This is a genomic window from Rhizobium sp. RCC_161_2 (assembly GCF_041355235.1).
GTDB lineage: Bacteria > Pseudomonadota > Alphaproteobacteria > Rhizobiales > Rhizobiaceae > Rhizobium.
Genome location: NZ_JBFUPL010000041.1, coordinates 1 through 2154, shown reverse-complemented (window position 1 = coordinate 2154; position 2154 = coordinate 1). Strand labels below are relative to the sequence as shown.

General features: G+C 58.7%; 2 protein-coding genes. Both read left to right on the top strand.

The window, feature by feature from the left end:
* Positions 1 to 173 precede the first annotated feature (173 nt).
* Positions 174 to 488, top strand: a complete 315-nt coding sequence (gene groES / locus AB6803_RS33055) for a co-chaperone GroES (protein WP_054184622.1) — start codon at positions 174 to 176, stop codon at positions 486 to 488.
* A gap of 53 nt (positions 489 to 541) precedes the next feature.
* Positions 542 to 2154, top strand: a 1613-nt coding sequence (gene groL / locus AB6803_RS33050; protein ID WP_371112787.1) for a chaperonin GroEL, incomplete at its 3' end; no start/stop codon positions are given.

Sequence of the window (2154 nt, the reverse complement as noted above, 5' to 3'; positions counted from 1 at the left end):
TGTTAGCAGCCGCCAAGATCGAGTGCTAATTTTTCTCCATCGCCCCCTTGAAATCGAAAAATCTCGAAAATAAATTTTTTGCGCGAAACGCTCAAAGAGGTTTCGTTCCTGTCCGGCATGGCAATCCCATCCGGTCAGGGGAACGTCATCATTGTTTGTCCATGGAGGAAAACATGTCGTTTAGACCGCTTCATGATCGCATTCTCGTCCGCCGCGTCGAATCCGAAGAGAAGACCAAGGGCGGCATCATCATCCCTGACACCGCCAAGGAAAAGCCGCAGGAAGGCGAAGTCGTCGCCGTCGGGCCCGGCGCCCGCAATGAAGCCGGTCAGATCCAGGCTCTGGATGTCAAGGCGGGTGACCGCATCCTGTTCGGCAAGTGGTCTGGCACTGAGATCAAGATCAACGGGGAAGACCTGCTGATCATGAAGGAAAGCGACGTCATGGGTATTATCGAGGCCCAAGTCGAGCAGAAGAAAGCCGCCTGAGCCTGCCCTGTCGAAACATCAGTCAAATAGCTGCCTATTGAGGAGTTAAAGAAATGGCTGCGAAAGAAGTCAAGTTCAACACCGATGCCCGTGAACGCATGCTGCGTGGGGTCGATGTTCTGGCGAATGCCGTGAAAGTCACGCTCGGCCCGAAAGGCCGCAACGTTGTCATCGACAAGTCGTTCGGCGCGCCGCGCATCACCAAGGATGGGGTCTCGGTCGCCAAGGAAATCGAGCTTGAAGACAAGTTCGAAAACATGGGTGCGCAGATGCTACGCGAAGTGGCATCGAAGACCAACGATCTCGCCGGAGACGGCACGACAACCGCGACTGTTCTGGCCCAGGCGATTGTCAAGGAAGGCGCCAAGGCGGTGGCATCCGGCATGAACCCGATGGACCTGAAGCGCGGCATCGACATTGCCGTCGACGCGGTGGTCAAGGAACTAAAAAACAACGCCCGCAAGATCACCAGCAATTCCGAAATCGCCCAGGTCGGTACCATCTCCGCCAACGGCGACGAAGAAATCGGCCGCTATCTTGCCGAAGCCATGGAAAAGGTTGGCAACGAAGGCGTCATCACCGTCGAAGAAGCCAAGACGGCCGAGACAGAACTCGAAGTCGTCGAAGGCATGCAGTTCGACCGCGGCTACCTGTCGCCCTATTTCGTGACCAACCAGGACAAGATGCGGGTTGAGCTTGAGGATCCCTATATCCTCATCCACGAGAAGAAGCTCTCCAATCTCCAGGCAATGCTGCCAGTGCTGGAAGCTGTGGTGAAGTCAGGTAAGCCTCTGCTGATCATCGCCGAGGACGTCGAAGGCGAAGCCCTTGCAACGCTGGTCGTCAACAAACTGCGCGGTGGTCTCAAGATCGCGGCCGTCAAGGCACCCGGCTTCGGCGACCGCCGCAAGGCTATGTTGGAAGACATCGCCATCCTGACGGGTGGTACTGTCATCTCCGAAGACGTCGGCATCAAGCTGGAGAACGTCACGCTCGAGATGCTCGGCCGCGCCAAGACGGTGGCGATCGAGAAGGAAAACACCACCATCATCGATGGCGTTGGCTCCAAGGGCGAGATCGATGGTCGTGTTGCACAGATTCGCGCCCAGATCGAGGAAACCACCTCGGATTACGACCGCGAAAAGCTGCAGGAGCGCCTTGCCAAGCTCGCTGGTGGCGTTGCCGTCATCCGTGTCGGGGGATCGACGGAAGTCGAAGTGAAAGAGAAAAAGGACCGCGTCGACGATGCTCTGCATGCAACCCGTGCTGCCGTCGAGGAGGGTATCCTGCCCGGCGGTGGCGTAGCGCTGCTGCGTGCGGTTAGAGCACTTGATGGTCTACCTACGGCCAACGACGATCAGCGCGTGGGGATCGATATCGTCCGCCGGGCGATCGAGGCACCGGTGCGCCAGATCGCCGAAAATGCCGGGGCCGAGGGTTCAATCATCGTCGGCAAGCTGCGCGAAAAGAACGACCTCTCCTTCGGTTGGAACGCCCAGACCGGCGAGTATGGCGACCTCTATGCCCAGGGTGTCATCGACCCTGCCAAGGTGGTGCGCACCGCGCTCCAGGATGCAGCCTCCGTCGCCGGCCTGCTGGTCACGACAGAAGCGATGATCGCTGAAAAGCCCAAGAAGGACGCCGCCCCGGCGCTGCCTGCTGGCGC

Bases quoted from the DNA above. Each gene is read 5' to 3' on its own strand.
- groES (WP_054184622.1), top strand. From the start codon at position 174: ATGTCGTTTAGACCGCTTCATGATCGCATTCTCGTCCGCCGCGTCGAA.